This is a genomic window from Streptomyces sp. Y1 (assembly GCF_041053115.1).
GTDB lineage: Bacteria > Actinomycetota > Actinomycetes > Streptomycetales > Streptomycetaceae > Kitasatospora > Kitasatospora rubellomurina.
The window spans coordinates 6860299-6885961 of the sequence record NZ_CP163445.1 but is presented as its reverse complement, the minus strand read 5'-3'; the positions used below and the strand labels follow the sequence as shown (position 1 = coordinate 6885961).

Genomic DNA, 25663 nt, shown 5'->3' with positions numbered 1-25663 from the left:
TGTCGCTGGTCTGGTGCTGGTGGTGCCGGTCCTGCCGGTCCTGCCGGTGCCCGGGGATCACTCGAAGCCCTGGTCGACGAGGGAGAACAGCTCGTCGTCGGTGGCGGACCGCAGGTCGTCCGCGTCGGCCCCCTCCGCCCCGCCGTCCGCGTCCGCGCCGGTGTCCGCGCACAACGCCAGGAGCTCGCGCAGGCGTTCGGCGACCCGGTCGCGGGCGCCAGCCTCGGCCAGGACCGCCGGCAGGGCCTCGTGCAGCCGGTCCAGGTCGGCGAGCACGGGGGTGGCCTCCGAGGCGTCCTCGGCGAGACGCGTCACGACGTGGCGGGCCAGGCTGACCGGGTTCGGGTAGTCGAACACCAGGGTCGAGCGCAGGTGCACCCCGGTGGCGCGGATCAGGCGGTTCCGCAGGTCGACCGCCATCAGGGAGTCGAAGCCGACCTCCTTGAACGCCCGCTCGGGCCCGACCTGGTCCTCTCCCTGGTGGCCCAGCACGGCGGCGGCCAAAGTCCGGACGAGCGTGACCAGTTCGCGCTCGCGCTCCTCCCCGGACAGCGCCGCCAGCCGCCGTTGCAGGGCCTCGCCGCCCGGGGTCTCGGCCGCCCCGGCGGCCCCCGCCTGGCGTCGCGCCGCCAGGCCGCGCAGCAGGTGCCGCAGCGGACCGGGGACGGCCTCCGGGCGGGTGCGCAGCGCCGCGCGGTCGGGCCGGGCGAGGACCAGTCCGGGACCACCGGCCATGCGCAGCGCCTCGTCGAAGAGGGCGACCGCCTCGGCCTCGGTCAACTCCAGGAGCCCTGCCGGGGGTTCGGCGTCGTGTCCGCCGAGCGCGACGGGCCCCCAGGCAAGGACCGCGGCGGGCAGTCCCTCGGCGTGCCGGGCGGCTGCCAGCGCCTCGGCGAAGGCGGCGGCCGCAGCAGCCTCGGGCTGCTCGGGCACGCCGAGCAGCCCGTTCGCCGGGGAGAGCGCCAGGAGGAGCGCGCCCGAGTGCTCGGCGGTGGCGGCCTTCAGCGCGGCGCTCAGCCCCTCGCGGTCGCCGGAGGCCCAGGTGACGACCTCGGCCTCGGCGCCCGCCTCGGCCAGCCGGCCCGCGAGCCGGCGCACGGCGTCGGTGCCGGTGCCGGTGCCGGTGCCGGTGCCGGTGTTGTCGCTCGGCAGGAGGACGAGGCGGCGGACGCCGTGGGCGGCGACGAGGTGTCCGGCCAGCACGGCGGCGAGCGGGGTGTCCGCGCCGCCGATCAGCACCGTGCCGCCACCGGCCAACTGCGGCCCGTCCGTGGCCGGCTGGTCCGCCGAGGCCTTGACCAGGGACGGGGCGAACGGCCGTCCGCCGCGCAGGGCGAGCCTCGGTTCGCCGCTGGACGCCAGTACGGGCAGCGCGGCGGCCGAGGCCGGGTCGTCGTCCAGGTCGACGAGCAGGATCCGGTCCGGGTGCGCGGCCTGCAGCGCGCACGCCGCCCCCCACCCGGCCGCCCTCGCCGGGTCGGGCACCCGGTCCTCGGCGGCCGCGCGGACGGCCTGCCGGGTCACCAGCAGGAGCCTGCTCTCCGCCAGCCCCGGTGCGGCCGCCCAGGCCGCGACCTGGGCCACGGTACAGCCCGGGTCGGTCGCGGCGAGCACCACGACGTCCGGTGCGGGCTCACCGGCCGCGACGGCGGCGGCGAGCGCCGCCACGTCCGCACACCGGAGCACCGCATCGACGCCGTCGAGGCCTTCGAGGTCGTCCGCCGCGCCGAGCAGGGCGAGGTGTCCGGGCGCGTCGCAGTGCGGCTCGGCCGCCTCGCACGCGTCCCAGCTCAGTCGGAGGAGCGCGTCCCGGTGCACCCCGCCGGCCGCGCGCAGCTGCTCGGCGGAGACCGGGCGGACGGACAGCGACTCGACGACGGCGACCGGGCGGCCCGCCGCGTCCGCGACCCGCATCGAGACCGCGCCCTCCCCGGCCGGGGACAGCCGGACCCGCAGGCCGACCGGCCCCGCGCCGGAGAAGCGGACGCCGCGCCAGGAGAACGCCACCCGCACCTCCTCGTCCGCACCGGCGCCCGCCCGCAGCGCCTGCACCCCGGCGTCGAGCAGGGCCGGGTGCACGGCGAAACCGGCCGCCTCGCGCTCCTGCTCGGCGGGGAGTTCGACGGCGGCGAACAGGTCGTCGCCGTGCCGCCAGGCCTGGCGCAGGCCCCGGAAGGCGGGGCCGTAGTCGACCCCGGCGGCCGCCAGGCGCTCGTAGAAGTCGCCGACGTCCAGCGGCTCGGCGCCGGTCGGCGGCCAGCTCGCCCACGCGGGATCGGCGGCGTCGGCCAGCGTGCCGTCGACCGGCGCGCCGTCCGCCAGCGTGCCGTCCGCCAGCGTGCCGTCCGCGTGCCGCGTCCAGGGCTCCTCGGCCGGCGCGTGCTCCGGCCGCGAGTGCACGCTGACCGTACGGACGCCGGCCGGGTCCGGCGCGCCCACGACGACCTGGATCCACAGCGCCTCGGCGTCCGTGTCGGGCAGGACGAGCGGGGTGTGCAGGGTCAGTTCCTCGACGGTCGGACTGCCGACCTCGCCGCCCGCCCAGGCCGCCAGCTCGACGAACAGCGTCCCCGGCACGATCGCCGCGCCCAGGACGACGTGGTCGGCGAGCCAAGGGTGAGCGGCCGTGGAGAGGCGGCCCGTGAACAGCACGGTGCCGTCGTGCGCCGAGCTGACCGCCGCACCCAGCAGCGGGTGCCCGGCCGACGCCAGCCCGAGCCCGGCCGGGTCGCCCGTCCGGACACCCTGGTCGAGCCAGTAGCGGCGACGCTGGAAGGCGTACGTCGGCAGGTCGGCCCGGGGTCCGGCGGGCAGCTGGGTGGCCCAGTCGACAGGCAGGCCCGCGACGAAGGCCGCGGAAAGGGCCGTCACCAGGCGCTCGGGGCCGCCCTCGCCGCGGCGCAGGGTCTCCAGGACGGCGCCGCCGGGGGTGTCCTCCAGCTGGTCGGCGATCGGGACGACCAGGCCGGGGTGGGGGCTGCACTCCAGGAACAGGGTGTGGCCGTCCGCGACCGCCGATGCGACCGCCGTGTCCAGGCGGACGGTGCCGCGCAGGTTGTCGAACCAGTACGAACCCGCCAACCGCTCGGGGTCGGCGACCACTTCACCGGTGACCGTGGAGTACATCGCGATCCGGCCAGCCAACGGCCGTACGCTCGCCGACAGTTCGGCGACCTCGTCACGCACCGCGTCCATGTGCGCCGAATGCGAGGCGTAGTCGACCGGGATCATGCGCGCCCGCACGCCCTCGCGCTCACAGCGCTCGACCACGGCGGCCAGGGCCTCGGTGTCACCCGACAGCACCACGCTGGACGGACCGTTGACCGCCGCCAATGACAACCGGCCATCGGCCTCCACGAGTTCAGCCGCCCGCTCGACACCGACACCGACCGACAGCATCCCGCCGCCCGACACCTGCCGCAGCGCCCGACTGCGCAACACCACCACCCGCGCCGCGTCTTCGAGCGAGAGCAACCCGGCCACGTGCGCGGCGGCGATCTCCCCCTGCGAGTGCCCGATCACGGCCGCCGGACGCACCCCGCACGACTCCCACCAGCGCGCCAGCCCGACCATCACCGCGAACAGCGCGGGCTGCACGACGTCGACCCGCTCCAGCAGTGCACCCGAACCGTCCCGCAACACGTCCAGCAGCGACCAGTCCGTCAACGGATCCATCACCGCCGCACACTCCTCGACGGCGGCGGCGAACACCGGGCTGGCGACGAGGAGTTCGACGGCCATCCCCGCCCACTGCGACCCCTGCCCCGGGAACACGAACACCGCACCCGAACCGGAAACAGGAACCGACTCCCCCTCGGCCACCTCACCCAGCCGCGCCACGAGCTCGGCCAGATCCCGCCCCGCCACCACCGCCCGGTGCTCGAACACCGCCCGCCCCGTCACCAGCGCCCGGCCGACGTCCGCCGGCTCGGCGTCGGGATGCGCCACCGCCCACTCCCGCAGCCGCTCCGCCTGCGCCCGCAGCGCCGCACCCGACCGCGCCGACACCACCCACGGCACCACCCCGCCCGGGCTCACCGCCTCCGGCACGACCGTCTCCGGCGCCTCCTCCAGCACCACGTGCACATTCGTGCCGCTGATCCCGAACGAGGACACCCCGGCCCGCCGGACCCGCGAACCGCTCGCAGGCCACGGCACCTCGTCCGTCAACAGCTCCACCGCGCCCGCCGACCAGTCCACGTGCGGTGAAGGGCTGTCCACGTGCAGCGTCCTCGGCAGCACCCCGTGCCGCAGCGCCATCACCATCTTGATCACCCCGGCCACACCCGCCGCCGCCTGGGCGTGCCCGATGTTGGACTTCACCGAGCCCAGCCGCAGCGGTAGTTCGCCCGACCGGCCCTGCCCGTACGTCGCCAGAAGCGCCTGCGCCTCGATCGGATCCCCCAGCGCCGTCCCCGTCCCGTGCGCCTCCACCACGTCGACGTCCGCCGCGGTCAGGCCCGCGTTGGCGAGCGCCTGCCGGATGACCCGCTGCTGGGACGGCCCGTTGGGGGCGGACAGCCCGTTGGACGCGCCGTCCTGGTTCATCGCCGACCCGCGCACCACCGCCAGCACCAGGTGCCCGTGCCGCACCGCGTCCGACAGCCGTTCCAGCAGGAGCAGGCCGACGCCCTCGCCCGCGCCCATGCCGTCGGCCGCCGCCGAGAACGCCTTGCAGCGGCCGTCCACGGACAGTCCGCGCTGGCGGGAGAACTCGACGAAGAACTCGGGCGTCGACATGACCGAGACGCCGCCCGCGAGCGCCAGGTCGCACTCGCCACCGCGCAGCGCGTTGGCCGCCAGGTGCAGGGCGACCAGCGAGGACGAGCAGGCCGTATCGATGCTCACCGCCGGGCCCTCCAGCCCGAGCGCGTACGCGACCCGGCCGGAGGCGATGCTGCTGGCGCTGCCGTAGCCGACGTAGCCCTCGACCTCCTCCGGGACGCGGTCGAGCCGCGAGCCGTAGTCGTTGTCGATGACGCCCGCGAAGATCCCGGTCCGGCTGCCGCGCAGCGAGGTCGGGTCGATGCCGGCCCGTTCGACCGCTTCCCAGGAGGCCTCCAGCAGCAGGCGCTGCTGCGGGTCCATGGCCAGCGCCTCGCGCGGGGAGATCCCGAAGAACTCGGCGTCGAACTCGGCGACGCCGGACAGGAATCCGCCGCGCCGGACGTAGCTCTTCCCGCTGGCCTCCGGGTCGGGGTCGAACAGCGCGCCCACGTCCCAGCCCCGGTCGGTCGGGAAGTCGGTGATCGCGTCGCGGCCGGCGGCGACCAGGTCCCAGAGGTCCTGCGGCGAGCCGACCTCGCCGGGGAAGCGGCAGCCCATGCCGACGATCACCACCGGGTCGCCGTCCAGGGGTGCGGCGGCGACCGCCGGGGGCGCGGCGTCCGGTGCGGCGCCGAGCAGCCGTTCCAGGAGGTGGGCGGCGAGCCGGGCGGGCGTCGGGTAGTCGAAGACGAGCGTCGACGGCAGCCGCAGGCCGGTGGCGCCGGCCAGCCGGTTGCGCAGCTCGACACCGGTCAGCGAGTCGAAGCCGAGGTCCTTGAAGGCGCGGGCCGCGTGCACCGCGTCCGCGGACCGGTGGCCCAGCGCGCCCGCGGCCTCGGTGCGGACGAGCTCCAGCAGAGCCGGTTCGCGTTCGTCCGCCGCGAGCGCCGCGATCCGGGCGGCCGTCGGTCCGCCGGTCGGTTCCGGGGCGCGGCGGAGGCCCGCCGTTCCCAGCAGGTCGCGGAACAGCGCGGGCACGGAGGCCGCCCGGGCGCGGATGGCCGGGAGGTCCAGGTGCGCGGGCACGAGGGTGTCGGCCGAATCGGCGAGCGCGAGGTCGAACAGGCCCAGTGCCTCCTCGGCGGGCATCGCCACCGCGCCGGTCCGCGCCCAGCGGGCCAGGTCGGCCTCGCTCAGCCGCCCGCCCATGCCCAGCTCGCCGCCCCACAGGCCCCAGGCGAGGGAGATCGCCGGCAGGCCGAGGGCCCGGCGGTGCTGCGCCAGGCCGTCCAGGAAGGCGTTGGCGGCGGCGTAGTTGCCCTGGCCGGGGCCGCCGAAGGTGGTCGCTCCGGAGGAGAACAGCACGAAGGCCGCGAGTTCGGCGTCCCGGGTGAGCTCGTGCAGGTGGTGCGCGCCGTCGGCCTTGGGCCGGAGGGACCGGTCCAGGTGGTCGGCCGTCAGGGTCTCGACCAGTCCGTCGTCGACGATGCCCGCGGTGTGGACCACGGCGGTCAGCGGGTGCTCGGCGGGCACCCGGGCGAGGGCCCCGGCCAGAGCCGCCCGGTCGGCGAGGTCGCAGGCCAGCAGGGTGGCCTCGGCGCCCAGCTCGGCGAGCTCGGAGAGGAGTGCGGCGGCGTCCGGGGCGGCGGTGCCGCGCCGGGACAGCAGCAGGAGCCGGCGCACGCCGTGCTTCGCCACCAGGTGGCGGGCGACGCGCGCGCCCAGGCCGCCGGTGGCTCCGGTGACCAGCACGGTGCCCGCCGGGTCGAGCCGGCGCTCGGCGGTCGGCGAGGGGGTCGCGCGGACCAGCCGGGGCACGAGCAACGTCCCGTCCCGGAGCGCCAGTTGCGGCTCCTCGGCGGCCAGCGCGAGCGGCCACCGGGTGAGCGAGGCGTCGCCGCCGTCGAGGTCGAGGAGCCCGAACCGGCCGGGGTGCTCCGACTGCGCCGAGCGCACCAAGCCCTGGACCGCGGCCGCCGCGACGTCGGCGACGGGCTCGCCGGGGCGGGCGGCGAGCGCGCCGGTGGTGGCGACGACCAGGCGGGAACCGTCGAACCGGTCCTCCGCCAACCAGGCCTGCAACAGGCCGAGCACCGAACCCAGCAGCCTGCGGGTCCGGGCGGGGACGTCCTCCCCGGCCTCGGGCGCCGCCGGGACGGGCACCACGACCGTCGCGGGGACCGGCTCGTCGGCCCCGGCAGCAGCCGCCAGGTCCTCGAACCGGGCGATCGGCCGGTGCTCCTCGGGCAGCCGCGCGGCCAGGCCCGACGCGTCCGGGCCGAGCAGCGCCCACGGCGGCACCGACACCGAGCCGGGCGCGGGCTGCTCCCGCCACTCCACCCGGAACAGCGCGTCGCGGTGCGACGGGCCCGCCGGGCGCAGCTGGTCCGCCGTGACCGGGCGGACGGTGAGCGCCGCCACCGACGCGACACCCGCCCCGGTGTCGTCCGCCAGGTGCAGCGACACCGCGTCCGTCCCGGCGGGCGCCAGCCGGACCCGCAGGCGGGAGGCGCGCGCCGCCCACCGGACGCCGCGCCAGGCGAAGGCCACCCGCGCCCCGGCGCCCTGTGCCTCGGGCATCCGGGCGATCGCCAGCGCGTGGACGGCGGCGTCCAGCAGGGCGGGGTGCAGGGTGAACCGGTCGGGACCCCCGGGGAGTTCGACCTCGGCGAACAGCTCGTCGCCGCGCCGCCAGGCCAGGCGCAGGCCCTGGAAGGCCGGCCCGTAGTCGAAGCCGGCCACGCCCAGCCGCTCGTAGACGCCGTCGGTCGCGACGGGCGAGGCGCCCGGCGGCGGCCAGGCGGTGAGGTCCGGCGCGTCGGCGTCGGCCCCCTCGGCCGGCCCGACCAGGGTGCCGGTGGCGTGCCGGGTCCAGGGTTCCTCGGCGGGTGCGCCCTCCGGCCGGGAGTGGATGCCGATCTCGCGGGCGCCGTCCGCGCCCGGCGCGCCGACGACGACCTGGAGCCGGGTGCCGGCCGTCTCGGGCAGCACGAGCGGTGAAAGCAGCGTCAGTTCGGCGATCTCGCCGAGGCCGACCTGGTGTCCGGCCTGCAGGGCGAGCTCGACGAACAGCGTGCCGGGGGCGATGACCGTGCCGAGTACGGCGTGATCGGCGAGCCAGGGGTGGGTGGAGAGGGAAAGGCGACCGGTCAGCACCGTCCCGGAGCCGTCCGCCAGCTCGACGGCGGCACCCAGGACCGGGTGGTCGACGGCGAGTTGGCCGCACCCGGCGCCGGAGGACGCGGCGTCGGCGGCCGTCACCCAGTAGCGCTCGCGCTGGAAGGGGTAGGTCGGCAGGTCGGCCCGGGGTCCGGCGGGCAGCTGGGTGGCCCAGTCGACGGGCAGGCCGGCGACGAAGGCGGCGGACAGGGCCGTCACCAGGCGTTCGCGGCTTCCCTCGTCGCGGCGCAGGGTCTCCAGGACGGCGGCGCCGGGGGTGTCCTCCAGCTGGTCGGCGAGGGGAATGGTGAGGCCGGGGTGGGAGCTGCACTCCAGGAACAGGGTGTGGCCGTCCGCGACCGCCGATGCGACCGCCGTGTCCAGGCGGACGGTGCCGCGCAGGTTGTCGAACCAGTACGAACCCGACAACAGCTCCGGATCGGTGACGACTTCGCCGGTCACAGTCGAGTACATCGCGACGCGGCCAGCCAACGGCCTTACGCTCGCCGACAGTTCGGCGACCTCGTCGCGCACCGCGTCCATGTGGGCCGAGTGCGAGGCGTAGTCGACCGGGATCATGCGCGCCCGGACACCCTCGCGCTCGCAGCGCTCTACCACAGCGGCCAGGGCCTCGGTGTCGCCGGACAGCACCACGCTGGACGGGCCGTTGACCGCCGCCAACGACAACCGGCCGTCCGCTTCGATGAGTTCAGCGGCACGCTCGGCGCCGACGCCGACCGACAGCATCCCGCCGCCTGACACCTTCCGCAGCGCCCGGCTGCGCAACACCACGACCCGGGCCGCATCTTCGAGCGACAACAGACCGGCCACATGCGCGGCCGCGATCTCCCCCTGCGAGTGCCCGATCACGGCCGCCGGACGCACCCCGCACGACTCCCACCACCGGGCCAGCCCCACCATCACCGCGAACAGTGCAGGCTGCACCACATCCACCCGCTCCAGCAGCGCACCCGAACCGTCCCGCAGCACCTCCAGCAGCGACCAGTCCGTCAACGGACCCATCACCGCCGCGCACTCCTCGACGGCGGCGGCGAACACCGGGCTGGCGGCGAGGAGTTCGACAGCCATTCCCGCCCACTGCGACCCCTGCCCCGGGAACACGAACACCGCACCCGAACCGGAAGCCGGAACCGAATCCGCCTCGGCCAATTCACCCAGCCGCGCCACGAGTTCGGGCAGATCCCGCCCCGACACCACCGCCCGGTGCTCCAGCACCGCCCGGCCCGACGCGAGCGTCCGCGCCACCGCCACCGGGTCGGCGCCGGGATGCGCCGCCGCCCACTCCCGCAGCCGCGCCACCTGCGCCCGCAACGCCGCACCCGACCCCGCCGACAGCGCCCACGGCACCGCCACCCCGCCCGGGACATCACCCGACGCGACGACCGCCGCCGGCCCCTCCTCCAGGATCACGTGCGCGTTGGTCCCGCTGATCCCGAACGAGGACACCCCGGCCCGCCGGACCCGCGAACCGCCCGCAGGCCACGGCACCTCGTCCGTCAACAGTTCCACCGCGCCCGCCGACCAGTCCACGTGCGACGTGGGTTCGTCCACGTGCAGCGTCCTCGGCAGCACCCCGTGCCGCAGCGCCATCACCATCTTGATCACCCCGGCCACGCCCGCCGCCGCCTGGGTGTGCCCGATGTTGGACTTCACCGACCCCAGCCACAAAGGCCGTTCGGTCCGCTCACGCCCGTACGTCGCCAGCAGCGCCTGTGCCTCGATCGGATCCCCCAGCGCCGTCCCCGTCCCGTGCGCCTCCACCACGTCCACGTCCGACGCCGACAGCCCCCCGCTCGCCAACGCCGCCCGGATCACCCGCTCCTGCGACGGCCCGTTCGGCGCCGTCAGCCCGTTGCTCGCACCGTCCTGATTGACCGCCGACCCCCGCACCACCGCCAACACCCGATGCCCGGCCCGCACGGCGTCCGACAGCCGCTCCACCAGGAGCAGGCCCACGCCCTCGCCCGCGCCCATGCCGTCGGCCGCCGCCGCGAAGGCCTTGCTCCGCCCGTCCACGGACAGTCCGCGCTGCCGCGAGAACTCGACGAAGAAGTCCGGGGTGGACATCGCCGTGACGCCGCCCGCGAGCGCGAGGTCGCACTCGCCGCCGCGCAGCGCGTTGGCCGCCAGGTGCAGGGCGACCAGCGAGGACGAGCACGCCGTGTCCACGGTCAGCGCCGGGCCCTCCAGCCCGAAGGTGTAGGCGACGCGGCCCGAGGCGACGCTCGTGGCGTTGCCGGTGAGCACGTGCCCCTCGACGCCGGCCGGCATGCCGCCGGTCGCGTAGTCGTGCCCGGCCATTCCGGCGAAGACGCCGGTCCGGCTGCCGCGCAGCGACCTCGGGTCGATGCCGGCCCGTTCGAAGGTCTCCCAGGCGGTTTCGAGCAGCAGGCGCTGCTGCGGGTCCATGGCCAGCGCCTCGCGCGGCGAGATCCCGAAGAACTCGGCGTCGAACTCGGCCACGCCGGACAGGAATCCGCCGCGCCGGACGTAGCTCTTCCCGGTGGCCGCCGGGTCGGGGTCGTAGAGCGCGTCGACGTCCCAGCCCCGGTCGGTCGGGAAGTCCCCGATCGCGTCCGTGCCTCCCGCGACCAGCTCCCACAGGTCCTCGGGCGAGGCGACGCCGCCCGGGAAGCGGCAGCCCATCGCGACGATCGCCACGGGTTCGTCGGTACGCGTCGCCGGGCTCACCGCGGCGGAGGCGGCCACGCCCTGGACGGCGGCGGCAAGGAAGTCCGCGAGCCGCAGCGGCGTCGGGTGGTCGAAGACGAGCGTCGACGGCAGCCGCAGGCCGGTGGCACCGGTCAGCCGGTTGCGCAGCTCGACGCCGGTCAGCGAGTCGAAGCCGAGGTCGCGGAAGGTCGTCCCGGCGCGCACGCGCTCCGCCGAGTCGTGGCCGAGCACCACGGCCGCCTCGGTCCGCACCAGGCGCAGCGCGAGGTCCGCGCGTTCCTCGGCGGAGGCGGCGGCCAGCCGCCGGGCCCACGGCAGGTCGCCGTCCGCGCCGTCCGCGCCGCGGCGCGGTGCCGCCGGGCCGGTGAGTGCGCGCAGCAGCGGCGGCACCGGGCCGGTGGCGGTGCGCAGCGCGGCGAGGTCGAGCCGGGCGGGGACGAGGGCCGCCTCGGGGCGCCGCCAGGCGGCGTCGAACAGGGCGAGCCCTTGGGGCGTGGCGAAGGGCAGCAGCCCGGCGCGGGCGAGCCGTTGGAGGTCGGCGGGCGCGAGGTGTGCGGTCAGTCCGGTGCGTTCGGCCCACAGGCCCCAGGCCAGGGAGGTGGCGGGCAGGCCGCGGGCGCGCCGGTGGTGGGCGAGGGCGTCCAGGTAGGCGTTGGCGGCGGCGTAGCCGGCCTGGCCGGCGGTGCCGAGGACGCCGGCGGCGGAGGAGTACAGCACGAAGGCGGCCAGCTCGCGGTCCTGCGTGAGGTCGTGCAGGTGGGCGGCGGCAGCGGCCTTGGCGCGCAGGACGCGGTCGACCTGGTCGGGCGTCAGTGCCTCGACCGGTCCGTCGTCGAGGACGCCGGCGGCGTGGACGACGGCGGTGAGCGGGTGCTCGGCGGGGATGGTGGCGAGCGCCCGGGCGAGGGCGTCGCGGTCGGCCGCGTCGCAGGCCTCGATGCGCACGGCGGCGCCGAGGTCGGCGAGTTCGGCGGCGAGGTCGGCCGCGCCGGGGGCCTGCGGGCCGGATCGGCCGAGCAGCAGGAGGTGCCGGACGCCGTGCCGGGTGACCAGGTGGCGGGCCAGCAGGGCGCCGAGGGTGCCGGTGCCGCCGGTGATCAGCACCGTGCCGTCCGTGGCGAGCGGCTGGGGCAGGGTCAGCACGACCTTGCCGGTGTGCCGGGCGCGGCTGACGAAGCGCACCGCCTCGCGGGCGTGGCGCAGGTCGAAGGTGCGGACGGGCAGCGGCCGCAGGGCGCCCGTCTCGAAGAGCTCGACGAGTTCGGCGAACAGTTCGGCGATCCGGTCCGGGCCGGCGTCGATGAGGTCGAAGGCGCGGTAGTGGACGTCCGGGCGGTCGGCCGCGACGGCCTCGGGGCCGCGCACGTCGGTCTTGCCCATCTCGACGAACCGGCCGCCGTCCGCGAGCAGGCGCAGCGAGGCGTCCACGAACTCCCCGGCGAGCGAGTTCAGGACGACGTCGACGCCCCGGCCGCCGGCGGGCCCGGCGAACTGCCGCTCGAAGCCGGTGTCGCGGGAGGAGGCGATCCGCTCCTCGGGGATGCCGAGGCCCCGCACGGCCGGCCACTTCGCGGGGCTCGCGGTGGCGAGGACGGTGGCGCCCCAGTGCCGGGCGAGCTGGACGGCGGCCATGCCGACGCCGCCGGCCGCCGCGTGGACCAGGACGGTCTCGCCGCTCCGCAGCCCGCCGAGGTCGCGCAGCCCGTACAGCGCCGTCAGGAAGACCACCGGCACGGAGGCCGCCCGGGCGTACGACCAGCCGGCGGGCACGCGGGCGAGCAGGCGGTGGTCGGTGACGGCGAGCGGGCCGAAGGCGCCGTCGAACAGGCCCATCACCCGGTCGCCCGGCGCGAGGGTCGTGACGCCCGGCCCGACCTCGGCCACGACGCCGGCGGCCTCGGCGCCGACGACGGCCCGGCCGGGGTACATGCCGAGCGTGATCAGCGCGTCGCGGAAGTTCACCCCGGCCGCGCGCACCGCGACCCTGACCTGCCCGGCGGCGAGCGGTTCGGCCGCCGCCGGGTGGTCGACCACGGCGAGGGCGTCGACGGTGTGCCGCGGGCCGGACTCGACGCGCCAGGGCGCGGGCCCGTCCGGCAGCACCAGCGGCCCCTCGGCGCCCGCGCGGACCAGGCGCGGGGTCAGCACGGCGCCGTCCCGGACGATCGCCTGGGCCTCGCCGGCCGCCAGGACGCCGCGCAGCAGGTCCAGCGGGAGAGCGGGTCCGGCGGGGTCGGCGGGGTCGGCGGATTGGGCGGGGTCGGCGGGGTCGAGGTCGACGAGGACGAAGCGGTCCGGGTGCTCGGTCTGGGCGCTGCGGAGGAGGCCCCAGACCGCCGCGTGGGCCGGGCTCGGCACGTCCTCGGACGGGTCGGACGCGATCGCGCCCCGGGTGACGACCAGCAGGCGGGCCGCGGCCAGGCGTTCCTCGGCGAGCCAGTCGCGGAGGGCGCCTAGGGCGGTGTGGACGGCAGCCGGGACGGCGGCGGGCCCGGTGCCGTCCGCGGGCGGGCAGAGCAGGACGGCGACGTCCGTCCCGGCCTCGGCGGCCGCGACCGGGTCGGGGTGGGCGGGCAGCTCGTGGTCCGGGTGCGCGCCGAGCAGTGCCCAGCGACGGTGCGGGCCGGGTTCCGCGTCCGGCAGGGCGGTCGGTGTCCAGTCCACCCGGTGCAACCAGGCCGGGTCGGCGGCTGCCGGGTCCGCGAACCGGCCGGGGGCCGGCGGGCGCAGCACCAGCGACTCGGCGCGCGTCACCGGGGCGCCGCCGTGGTCGGTGGCCAGCAGTGACAGCGCCTCGGCGCCGGTGCGCCGCAGCCGTACGCGCAGAGCGGTCACGGGCTCGGCCGTCGGTTCCCGGGTGACGCCCGTCCAGGCGAAGGGCAGCAGGGTGCGGCCCGTGGTCTCCGCCGCGTCCAGCGCGGCGAGGTGCAGGGCGGCGTCCAGGAGGGCGGGGTGCAGGGCGAACCGGTCGGACTCCCCGGGGAGTTCCACCTCGGCGAACAGGTCGTCGCCGCGCCGCCAGGCCTCCCGCACGCCCTGGAAGGCCGGGCCGTAGTGGTAGCCGAACTCGGCCAGGCGGTCGTAGAGCGCGGTCGTGTCGACGGGCTCGGCCTGCGGGGGCGGCCAGGGCAGCAGGTCATCGGCAGCGGGCGGCGACCCGGCCTCGGACAGGGCAGCGGTGGCGTGCCGCGTCCACGGCTCGTCCTCGGGGGCGTCCTCGGGTCGGGAGTGAACGGCCAGCGCACGCCCGCCGTTCGCATCGGGCGCGGCCAGGGCCACGTGCAGCCGTACGCCGGCCCGGTCGGGCAGCACCAGCGGCTCGTGCAGGGTGAGTTCGTCGACCACCGGGCAGCCGGCCTCGGCGCCGGCCCAGGCCGCGAGGTCCAGGAAGGCGGTACCCGGCACCAGGACGGTGCCGTGCACGGCGTGGTCGGCGAGCCAGGGGTGGGCAGACCGGGAGAGGCGGCCGGTGTACGACGTCCCGCCGTCCTCGGGCGAGCGCACGGCGGCGCCCAGCAGCGGGTGGCCGACCTCGGTGAGGCCGAGGTCCCGCGCGGCGCCCGCCACGGGCGGGGCGTCGAGCCAGTAGCGGCGGCGTTGGAAGGGGTAGGTCGGCAGGTCGGCCCGGGGGCCGGCGGGCAGCTGGGTGGCCCAGTCGACGGGCAGGCCGGCGCCGAAGGCGGCGGACAGGGCCGTCACCAGGCGTTCCGGGCCGCCCTCGTCGCGGCGCAGGGTCTCCAGGACGGCGGCGCCGGGGGTGTCCTCCAGCTGGTCGGCGAGGGGGATGGTGAGGCCGGGGTGGGAGCTGCACTCCAGGAACAGGGTGTGGCCGTCCGCGACCGCCGATGCGACCGCCGTGTCCAGGCGGACGGTGCCGCGCAGGTTGTCGAACCAGTACGAACCCGCCAACCGCTCGGGGTCGGCGACCACTTCACCGGTGACCGTGGAGTACATCGCGATGCGGCCAGCCAACGGCCTTACGCTCGCGGACAGTTCGGCGACCTCGTCGCGCACCGCGTCCATGTGCGCCGAATGCGAGGCGTAGTCGACCGGGATCATGCGCGCCCGCACGCCCTCGCGCTCGCAGCGCTCCACCACAGCGGCCAGGGCCTCGGTGTCACCCGACAGCACTACGCTGGACGGGCCGTTGACCGCCGCCAACGACAACCGGCCATCACCACTGATGAGTTCGGCAGCCTTCGCAGCACTGACGCCGACCGACAGCATCCCGCCGCCCGACACCTGCCGCAGCGCCCGACTGCGCAACACCACCACCCGGGCCGCATCTTCGAGCGAGAGCAACCCGGCCACATGCGCGGCCGCGATCTCCCCCTGCGAGTGCCCGATCACGGCGGACGGCCGCACCCCGCAGGACTCCCACCAACGCGCCAGCCCGACCATCACGGCGAACAGCCCGGGCTGCACGACGTCGACCCGCTCCAGCAGCGCGCCCGAACCGTCCCGCAGCACGTCCACCAGCGACCAGTCCGTCAACGGATCCATCACCGCCGCGCACTCCTCGACGGCGGCGGCGAACACCGGGCTGGCGGCGAGGAGTTCGACGGCCATGCCCGCCCACTGCGACCCCTGCCCCGGGAACACGAACACCGCACCCGAACCGGAAGCCGGAACCGACTCCCCCTCGGCCACCTCACCCAGCCGCTCGGCGAGTTCCGCCACCGTCCGACCGGCGACCACCGCCCGGTGCTCCAGTGCCGCGCGCCCCGACGCGAGCGTCCGCGCCACCGCCGCCGGATCGACGTCCGGCCGGTCGGCCAGCCAGGCCCGCAGCCGCTCCGCCTGCGCCCGCAACGCCGCACCCGACCCCGCCGACAGCGCCCACGGCACCACCACCCCGCCCGGGCTCACCGCTTCCGAGACGACCGCCGCCGGCCCCTCCTCCAGGATCACGTGCGCGTTGGTCCCGCTGATCCCGAACGAGGACACCCCGGCCCGGCGCGGTCGGCCCGCGTCCGGCCAGTCCACCGACTCCGCCAGCAGCTCGACCCCGCCGACCGACCAGTCCACGTGCGGTGAAGGGCTGTCCAGGTGCAGCGACTTCGGCATCCGGCCGTGCCGCAGCGCCATCACCATCTTGATCACCCCGGCCACACCCGCCGCCGCCTGGGTGTGCCCGATGTTCGACTTCACCGACCCCAGCCACAACGGCGCACCCGCACCCGCCCGCTCACGCCCGTACGTCGCCAGCAGCGCCTGCGCCTCGATCGGGTCCCCCAGCGCCGTCCCCGTCCCGTGCGCCTCCACCACGTCCACGTCCGACGCCGACAGCCCCCCGCTCGCCAGCGCCGCCCGGATCACCCGCTCCTGCGACGGACCGTTCGGCGCCGTCAACCCATTGCTTGCACCGTCCTGATTGACCGCCGACCCCCGCACCACCGCCAACACCCGATGCCCGTGCCGCACCGCGTCCGACAGCCGCTCCACCACCAGCAGGCCCACGCCCTCGCCCCAGCCCGTGCCGTCCGCGCCCGCCGCGAAGGGCTTGCACCGGCCGTCCGCCGCCAGGCCGCGCTGCCGGGCGAACTCCACGAACACGTGCGGCGTCGCCATGACGGTCACGCCGCCCGCGAGCGCCAGGTCGCATTCGCCGCCGCGCAGCGCGTTGGCCGCCAGGTGCAGGGCGACCAGCGAGGACGAGCACGCCGTGTCGATGCTCACCGCCGGGCCCTCCAGCCCGAGCGCGTACGCGACCCGGCCGGAGACGACGCTGCCGACGTTGCCCGCGAGCAGCATGCCCTCGTAGCCGTCCGGCGCGCGGTGCAGGCGGGAGGCGTAGTCGTGGTGCATGACGCCCGTGAAGACGCCGGTGCGGGAGCCGCGCAGCGACCTCGGGTCGATGCCGGCGTGTTCCAGTGCCTCCCAGGAGGTCTCCAGCAGCAGGCGCTGCTGCGGGTCGGTCGCGCGGGCCTCGCGCGGGGAGATGCCGAAGAACTCGGCGTCGAAGTCGCCCGCGTCGTACAGGAAGGCGCCGTGCCGGGTGTAGACCGTGCCGGTGCGGGACGGGTCCGGGTCGTAGAGGGCGTCGACGTCCCAGCCGCGGTCGGTCGGGAAGTCGCCGACCGCGTCGGTCTCCTGCTCGACGAGGCGCCATAGGTCCTCGGGCCCGGTGACACCGCCGGGGTAGCGGCAGCCCATGCCGACGATCACGATCGGGTCGTCGTCGTGCACGGCAGCGGAGGGCGCCTCGGGCACGGCCGGGGCGCCGACCGCCTCCCGGACCAGGAGCGCCGCGAGCGCGGTCGCGCTGGGGTGGTCGAAGACGACGGTGGCGGGCAGCCGCAGGCCGGTGAGGGTGGTGAGCCGGTTGCGCAGGTCCAGCGCGGTGAGCGAGTCGAAGCCCAGCTCGCGGAAGGCTCGTTGGACGTCGAGGGTGTCCGGCTCGGCGTGGCCGAGCACGGCGGCGGTCTGGGACCGGACGAGGTCCAGGGCCGCGCGGGCGCGGCGGTCCTCGGGGAGTGCGGCCATCCGGCGCGCCCAGGTGGGCGCGTCCCCGGTCCACGGGACCGCCGCCGGGCCGAGCGCCGCCCGGTGCAGCGGGGCGCGGACCAGGCCGGAGAGCACGGGCGGCACGCTGCCCGCGGCCGCGAGGTCGCGCAGGGCCGCGCGGTCGAGGCGGGCGGTGACGGCGTACGGCAGGTCGTACCGCAGGGCGGCGTCGAAGAGCGCGAGTCCGTCCTCGGTGGACAGCAGGCCGATGCCGCCGCGCGCGAGCCGGGCCCGGTCGGCGGCGGCGAGGTGGCGGGTCATGCCGCTGCTCTCGGCCCACAGGCCCCAGGCGAGCGCGCTGCCGGGCAGTCCGGCGGCGCGGCGGTGCTCGGCCAGGGCGTCGAGGAAGGCGTTCGCGGCCGTGTAGGCGCCCTGGCCGGCGTTGCCGGTGACGGCGGTGACGGAGGAGAACAGCACGAGCCCGTCCAGGTCCTGCCCACGGGTCAGCTCGTGCAGGTGCCAGGCCGCGTCCGCCTTGGGGCGCAGCACGGCGGCCAGCCGCTCGGGGTCCAGGTTCTCCACCGTGCCGTCGTCGAGGACGCCGGCGGCGTGGACGACGAGGCCGAGCGGGTGCGCGGCGGGGACGGCGGCGAGCAGGGCCGCCAGGTCCTCGCGGTCGGCGACGTCGCAGGCGGCGATCGTCACCTCGGCGCCGAGCGCGGCCAGTTCGGCGCGCAGCGGTTCGGCGTCGGCGGCACTCTGCCCGGCCCGGCTGACCAGCAGCAGGTGGCGCAGGCCGTGGTCGGTGACCAGTCGGCGGGCGATCAGCGCGCCGAGAGTGCCGGTGCCGCCGGTGATCAGGGCCGTACGCTCCGGGTCGAGCGGGCGTCCGGCGGGCGGGGCCCCGGCCGGGACGAGCCGGGGGCGGTACAGGATGCCGTCGCGGAGGGCGAGTTGGGGTTCACCGGTGGTGAGGGCGGACCGCAGGGCGCGGCCGGAGCGGGCGGGGTCGTCGAGGTCGATCACGGCGAAGCGGCCGGGGTGCTCGGACTGGGCGGTGCGCAGCAGGCCCCAGACCGGGGACTGGCCGAGGCCCGGCAGGGTGTCCCCGGCCCGGGCCGCGACCGCACCCCGGGTGACGAGGACCAGGCGGGTGTCGGCCGGGCGGTCGGCGGCCAGCCAGGCCCGGACGGTGTCGAGGGCCCAGCGGGCGGCGGCGTGCGCGGCCTCGGCGGTGTCGCCGCCGGGCGTGGCGGGGACGGGGGCGACCACCAGAGCAGGCGCGGGGTGCCCGGCGGCGGTGCGGGCGTCGAGCGCGGCGAGGTCCGGGTGGAGAACCCGCGCCCCGAGGCCCAGGTCGTCCGCGCCGAGAACCGCACAGTCCGGGCCGTCCAACGCGGCGGTGGGCGCGGACAGTTCCGTCCAGCGCAGGGCGAAGAGCGCGTCGCGCGGGGCGGGTTCGGCCGGGGCCAGCCGCCCTGCGGGCAGTTCGCGCAGGCCGAGGCCGCCGACCGTGAGGACGGGTGCGCCGGTGGTGTCCTCGGCGGTGAGCGCGGTGGTGCCGTCCGGGGCGGGCGTCAGCCGGACGCGCAGCGCGGTGGCGCCGGTGGCGTGCAGCCGGACGTCGGTGAAGGAGAACGGGATGCGCGGGGCCCCGGCGGCCGGGCCCTCGGCGGCCAGCAGCAGCGGGTGGAGCGCGGCGTCGAGCAGGGCGGGGTGGACGCCGTGCCCGGCGTCGTCCCCGCCGGGTTCGGCGGGCAGCCGGACCTCGGCGTACAGGTGGCCGCCGGTGCGCCAGGCGGCGGTGAGGCCCTGGAACCAGGGGCCGTAGCCGTAGCCGAGCCGGTCGAGGCGCTGGTAGGCGTCGGCGAGGTCGAGCGGTTCGCTGCCGGGCGGCGGCCAACTGCCCTGCCCGGCCGGGACGGTGGCCACCTCGGCGGCCGTCAGCGTGCCGGAGGCGTGCCGCGTCCAGGGCCGCTCGCCGGGCTCGTCCGCACACTCGTACGGCCGGGAGTCCACGGTGACGGCGCGCCGGCCCTCCGGGTCGGCGGGGGCGACGGCCACCCGCAGCTGCGCCCGCCCGGTGCCGGGCAGCACCAGCGGGGCCTCCAGGGTCAGTTCCTCGACGTGCGGGCAGCCGGTGAGCGCGCCGGCCCGGAGCGCCAGGTCGAGGAAGGCCGTGCCGGGCAGCACGACGGTGCCGGTGACGGCGTGGTCGGGCAGCCAGGGCCGGGTGTCGGCGGCGAGGCGGCCGGTGAGCAGGGTGGTGCCGTCCGGGGTGGTGGTGACGGCGCCGAGCAGCGGGTGGTCGACGGCGTCGAGGCCGAGGTCGGCGGGGCGGGTCTGCGCGGGCCCGGCGGTCAGCCAGTAGCGGCGGCGCTGGAAGGCGTAGGTGGGCAGGTCGACCTGCCGGGGGCCGCCGGGGAGCAGCGCGTCGGGGTCGGGCTCCGCGCCGTGGACGATCGCCTCGGCGACGGCGGCGAGGAACTGGCCCTGACCGCCGTGGTCGCGCCGCAGGGTGCCGATGGCCGTGCCACCGGCGCCGCCGGCTCCGTCCTGGTCGCCGCAGGCGTCCAGGGTCTCCTGGGTGCCCATCCTGAGGACGGGGTGCGGGCTCGCCTCGACGAACAGCCGGTGGCCGTCCGCGTGCAGCGCTCGCACGGCGGGCTCGAAGCGGACCTCCTGGCGCAGGTTGCGGTACCAGTAGTCGGCGTCGAGCGCGGTGGTGTCGGCCAGCAGCCCGCCGGTGACGGTCGAGTAGAAGGCGGTGTGCGCGGCCCGGGGCGCGAGGTCGGCGAGCGCGGCGAGCAGCGGTTCGCGCAGCGACTCGACGTGCGCCGAGTGCGAGGCGTAGTCCACCGGGATCCGGCGGGCGCGCACGCCGGTCCGTGCGCACTCGGCGAGGAGCGCGTCGAGGGCGTCGTCGTCGCCGGAGACGACGGTGGTGGCGGGGCCGTTGCGGGCGGCGATGCCGAGCCGGCCGGGCCAGGGCGCGAGGAGGGCGCCGACCGCCTCGGCGGGCAGCGGCACGGAGACCATGCCGCCGGTGCCGGCCAGGTCGAGCAGGGCGCGGCTGCGCAGGGCGACGACCTTGGCGGCGTCGTCCAGGGTGAGCACGCCCGCGACGTGGGCGGCGGCGATCTCGCCCTGCGAGTGGCCGACGACGGCGCTCGGCTCGACGCCGACGGACCGCCACAGCCCGGCGAGCGCGACCATGACGGCGAACAGCACGGGCTGGACGACGTCGACCCGGGTGAGGTCGGGCGCGCCCGGCCGGCCGTGCAGGACGTCGTGCAACGACCAGCCCGTCCAGCGGGCGAGGGCGGCCGCGCAGGCGTCCAGCTCGGCCGCGAACACCGGTGCGGTGTCGAGGAGTTCGACGGCCATGCCGGGCCACTGCGAGCCCTGGCCGGGGAACACCAGGGCGGTCGCGCCGCGGGCGGCGGACTGGGCCAGGACGAGGTTGTCGGCCGGCTCGCCGTGGGCGAGCGCGGTCAGCCCGCGCAGCGCCTCGGCGCCGGTGCGGGCGAGGACGACGGCGGTGTGGTCGAACCTGGTGCGGCCGCGCAGCAGGGCGTGGCCGAGCGCGGTCGGGTCGACGCCCGCCCCCTCGGACCGGGCCGCGAGGTGCCGGGCCAGCCGGTCGGCCTGGGCGCGCAGGGCGGCCCCGGTGCGGCCGGAGACGGTGAGCGGCACAGGGACGTCCGACCGCACGGGCACGTCCGGCCGCCCGGGCGCATCGCCGTCCACCGCCTCGCCCGGCGCCTGCTCGACGATGACGTGCGCGTTGGTGCCGCTGATGCCGAACGAGGAGACGCCGGCCCGCCGGGGCCGCGCGGGGCCGCCGGGCGAGGGCCACGGGGTGGCGGCGGCCGGCACGGTGAGCGCGCCGTCCGCCCAGCGGACCTTCGGCGAGGGCTCGCGCAGGTGCAGGGTGGCGGGCACCAGCGCGTGCCGGATCGCGAGGACGGTCTTGATCAGCCCGGCGATCCCGGCCGCGGCCTGGGTGTGGCCGATGTTGGACTTCACCGAGCCGAGCAGCAGCGGGTGTTCGGGGGCGCGGTCGCGGCCGTAGACGGCGAGCAGGGCGTGCGCCTCGACCGGGTCGCCGAGGGCGGTTCCGGTGCCGTGGGCCTCGACCACGTCGACGTCCCCGGGCGCCAGCCCGGCGGCGCCGAGCGCCTGCCGGATCACCCGCTGCTGCGCCGCCCCGTTGGGGGCGCTGAGGCCGTTGCTGGCGCCGTCCTGGTTGACGGCGGATCCGGCGAGCAGGGCCAGCACCGGGTGGCCGAGGCGCCTGGCGTCCGAGAGCCGTTCCAGCAGGACCACGCCGACGCCCTCGGCCCACGCCGTGCCGTCCGCGTCGGCGGAGAACGGCTTGCAGCGCCCGTCCGGGGCGAGGCCGCGCTGCCGGGCGAACTCGACGAACATGCCGGGCTCGGCGAGCACGGTGGCGCCGCCCGCGAGGGCCAGCGCGCACTCGCCGGCGCGCAGCGCCCGGGCGGCCAGGTGCACCGCGACGAGGGAGGAGGAGCAGGCGGTGTCGACGGTGACGGCGGGGCCTTCGAGGCCGAGCGCGTAGGCGATCCGGCCGGAGGCGACGCTCGGGGTGGTGCCGGTGAGCAGGTAGCCGTCCAGGCCGTCGACGGGCTGGTGCATGCGCGGGCCGTAGTCCTGGGCGGTGGCGCCGACGAACACGCCGACCCGGTCGCCGCGCAGCCCGGCGGGGTCGAGCCCGGCGCGTTCCAGGGCCTCCCAGGAGGTCTCCAGCAGCAGGCGCTGCTGCGGGTCCATGGCCAGCGCCTCGCGCGGGCTGATGCCGAAGAACTCGGCGTCGAACTCGCCCGCGCCGTCGAGGAATCCGCCCTCGCGCACGTAGGTGGTGCCGGGCCGGTCCGGGTCCGGGTGGTGCAGCCGGTCGAGGTCCCAGCCGCGGTCCCGGGGGAACGGTCCGATGGCGTCCACGCCTTCGGCGGCCAGGCGCCACAGCTGCTCGGGGGTGTCGGCGCCGCCGGGGAAGCGGCAGGCCATCGCCACCACGGCGATCGGGTCGTCGTCCGGGCGGGCGGCCGCCGGGGACGGCTCGGCGGGCTGTTCCGGTACGGGTCGGGCCAGGGCGAGGGCGGCCAGGTGGCGGGCGAGGTCGGCGGGCGTCGGGTGGTCGTAGGCGGCGCTCGCGGGCAGGTCGAGGCCGGTCGCGCCGGAGAGCCGCTGGAGGAGTTCGACGGTGGCGGCCGAGTCGAGGCCCGACTCCCGGTAGGCGAGGCCGGGGCGGACGGCGTCCCGGGTGGCGTGGCCGAGAACGGCGGCCGCGTGCGAGCGGACCAGGTCCAGGACGACGCGCTGCCGGTCGGCCTCCGGGAGCCCGGCGATCCGGCGGGCCAGCGGCGAGTCCTGCTCGACGCCCCCGACGACCGGGGCGTCCTCGGGGGCGGCGGCGCGCAGCCAGTGCCGGGTGCGCCGGAACGCGTAGGTGGGCAGGTCGACCCGGCGCCGCGCGCCGGCCGGGAACAGGGCCGTCCAGTCGAGCGCGGCGCCCAGGGTGTGCAGCCGGGCGGCCGTCTCGGCGAGGGCGTCGGCCTCCGGCCGGCCGGCCCGCAGGGTGGCGACGGCGGCGAAGGCCTCGCCGCCCTCGGGCACCGGGCACTCGCGGGCCAGGGCGGAGAGGCTGCCGTCCGGCCCGAGGTCGACCAGGACGGTCGCGCCGGCCTCGTGCAGCCGCCGGACGCCGTCCGCGTAGCGCACGGCCTCGCGCGCCTGCCGCACCCAGTAGTCGGGCGAGCACAGCTCCTCGGCGGTGGCCGTGCGGCCGGTCAGGTTGGACACCACGGGCGTGGCCGGCGGGTGGAAGGCGAGCCCGCGCGCGACCTGCGCGAAGGCGTCGAGCATCGGCTCCGTGCGCGGGGAGTGGAAGGCGTGGCCGACGTTCAGCCGCCGGACCTTGCGGCCCTGCGCCCGCCACTGCTCGGCGAGGGCGAGCACGGCCTCCTCGTCGCCGGAGACGACGGTGGCGGCGGGCCCGTTGACGGCCGCGATCGAGACCCGCGCGCCGAGGCCGGTCAGCGCCTCGGCGACCTGCGCCTCGCCGAGGCGGACCGCCAGCATCGCGCCGCCGGTGGGCAGTTGCTGCATCAGTCGGCCCCGGGCGGCGACCAGCGCGCAGGCGTCTGGCAGGTCGAGGACGCCGGCCGCGTGGGCGGCCGTGAGCTCGCCGACCGAGTGGCCGAGCAGCAGGTCGGGGACGACTCCCCAGTGCGCCAGCAGCCGGTGCAGCGCCGTCCCGAGGGCGAACAGGGCGGGCTGGGTGAACTCGGTGCGGTGGACGAGCTCCGCCGTCGCGCTGCCCTCGGGCGCGAACAGCACCTCGCGCAGCGGGCGCGGCAGCCGCGGGTCGAGGTGGTGGCAGGCCTCGTCGAAGGCTTCGGCGAACACGGGGAAGCGGGCGTGCAGTTCGCGGCCGAGGCCGGGGCGCTGGCTGCCCTGGCCGGTGAACAGGAAGGCGGTGCGGCCGGCCCTGACCCGGCCGGTGACCACGCCGGGGGCGGCGCCGTGGGTGCGTAACGCGTCCAGGCCGGCCAGCAGTTCGGCGCGGTCGGCGGCGAGGACGACGGCGCGGGCGGGCAGGTGGCTGCGGGTGGTGGCGGCCGACCAGCCGAGCCGCGCCGGCTCGGCGTCGGGGTGGCGCAGCAGGTGGGCGTGCAGGCGGTCGGCCTGGGCGGCCACCGCCTCGGGCGTGGTACCGGAGAGCGGGACGGGGAGGAGGGCCCCGGGCTCGGCGGCGGGTGGCTCGGCCGGGCCCTGTGCGGGCGGCCGTTCCGCCAGCACCACATGGCAGTTGGTGCCGCCCATGCCGAAGGAGCTCACGCCGGCGACCAGTCGCCGTTCGGGCCGTGGCCAGGGGCCGGTCGTGTCCTGGACGCGCAGGCCCAGCTCCGCCAGCGGGATGCGGGGGTTCGGGGTCGCGAAGTGGAGGCTGCGCGGCAGCTCCCGGTGGCGGATCGCGAGGACGGTCTTGACCAGGCCGACGATGCCGGCCGCGCCCTCCAGGTGCCCGAGGTTGGTCTTCACCGAGCCGACCCGCAGCGGCGCGCCGGCCGGGCGGCGGGTGGCCGGCGAGGTGCCCGGAGCCGTACGGAGGGCGGCGCCGAGGGCGGCGGCCTCCACCGGGTCGCCCACCGGGGTGCCGGTGCCGTGCAGTTCGACGTACTGCACGTCGGCCGGGCGGAACCCGGCCCGGCGGTGGGCCGCGCGGATCACCTGCTCCTGGGCCGCGGCCTCGGGCGTGGTGAGCGCCGCGCCGCCGCCGTCGTGGTTCATCGCGCTGCCCGCCACCACGCAGTGCACGGTGTCGCCGTCGGCGAGCGCGCGGGCCAGCGGCTTGAGCACGACGACCGCGCCGCCCTCGCCGCGCACGTAGCCGTTGGCGCGGGCGTCGAAGGTGAAGCAGCGCCCGTCCGGGGAGAGGCCGCCGAGCTTGCCCGCGTCGCCCGGGGCGTCGGCCAGCAGGTCGAGGTTGACGCCGCCGGCCAGGGCGAGTGCGGACTCGCCGCGCCGCAGGCTCTCGCAGGCGACGTGCACGGCGACCAGCGAGGACGCCTGGGCCGCGTCGACCGTCATGCTGGGGCCGCGCAGGCCGAGCGCGTAGGAGACCCGGTTGGCGATCATGCTGCGGTGCAGGCCGGTCACCTGGCGCGACCCGGCCGCGACGCCCGCCCGGCGCAGCAGCGCGGCGTAGTCGTCCCAGATCGCTCCGGCGAACACGCCGACCGGGCCGCCGCTCAGGCCGTGCGCCGGGATGCCGGCGTGTTCCAGGGCCTCCCAACTCAGTTCGAGCATGAGCCGCTGCTGGGGGTCCATCAGCGCGGCCTCGCCGGGGGCGATGCCGAAGAACTCCGGGTCGAAGCGGTCGACCTGGTCCAGGTACCCGCCGCGCCGGGGCGGGTGCGGCGCGGCGGCGGCCGGGCGCTCCGGGTGCTCCGGCGCGGTCGCCGTGCGGCGGTCGGCGGGGAATTCCCGGACGGCGTCGACGCCGGTGCGCAGGAGTTCCCAGAATGCGTCCGGAGTGTCGGCTCCGGCGACCCGGCAGGAGAATCCGACGATCGCGACAGCTTCCGAATCGGTCATACCGTTCCATCACGTCCAGTCGTCGATCAGCACGGGCGAGCGCAGGCAGCAGAACTGTGAATCGGGGGGCCGATCATTCGCAACCCCACCTTTTGCCCGGCGCGACGGCGCGGCGGGGATCCGAATTCCGCCGGGGCTGCCGGCGCCCGCCGACGCGAGGGCCCGGAACTGCGGAGATGCGATCAACCGACAAGCTCACCAACCCGGTTCCCACCGTCGCGGCCCTCGCATCCACGCGTCCGATTCCCCTTCGAAAAGACGTTCACCACTGAAAGGACGTTCGATTCCGAGGCGCGGGAATCACTTTCGTCACTTCCTGCCACAATTCCAGGCCGCCCGTAATGCCGAATTCACCGACACTCGAACGCCTGCCGGAATACCGGAGGTGAAGGCATTCCGAAGCGCCCGCGAATTCCGGCCAATCGGGAACCTACACCGACCCGGCGCCGGGCGGGCACCAAGATCACCTGGACGGATGCGTCGTCCACGGAATCGACAAGGAAAAGGACCCGGCGCCGGGTGGCGCCGGGTC

The 25663-nt window shown here is 77.0% G+C and carries 1 protein-coding gene; it reads right to left on the bottom strand.

The window, feature by feature from the left end; genetic code table 11:
- Window positions 1-57: 57 nt before the first annotated feature.
- A complete protein-coding gene (locus tag AB2U05_RS29975; protein ID WP_369184799.1) occupies window positions 58-25131 on the bottom strand; it encodes an SDR family NAD(P)-dependent oxidoreductase in 25074 nt (8357 codons plus the stop codon).
- Window positions 25132-25663 lie beyond the last annotated feature (532 nt).